Below are 279 nucleotides of genomic sequence, written 5' to 3'. Positions count from 1 at the left end.
ACAACCTCTTTCCAAAGCTGCTGAATGGTGATGCGGCATACTTTGGCGCCGCTGTGTTTCACGACATTGGTGACGGCTTCTTTAATGCACATGCTGACGATGTTTTCGTTCAGCAAAGAGATATGTTTGGGCGCTTCTTTTTCTTCATACACAAATTCAATTCCTGCCGCTTCAAGAATTTGCCGAACATTGCCGAGCTCATCCTTCAATCGGATGCCTTTCATCGATGAGACGATTTGTCTGACCTCATTTAAGGAAGTGCGGGCCGTCTGCTGCACG

1 protein-coding gene is annotated in these 279 nt (G+C 47.3%); it reads right to left on the bottom strand.

All coding sequences use genetic code 11. From position 1 onward, the window contains the following. Positions 1-279 (bottom strand): sensor histidine kinase (locus tag SB658_RS23405; RefSeq protein ID WP_486308208.1); only part of this gene is annotated, 279 nt, incomplete at both ends.

Origin of the sequence: Bacillus sp. SIMBA_008 (genome assembly GCF_046535495.1) — a bacterium.
In the GTDB taxonomy this organism is placed as follows: domain Bacteria; phylum Bacillota; class Bacilli; order Bacillales; family Bacillaceae; genus Bacillus; species Bacillus subtilis.
This window is presented reverse-complemented; position numbering and strand designations above follow the sequence as displayed.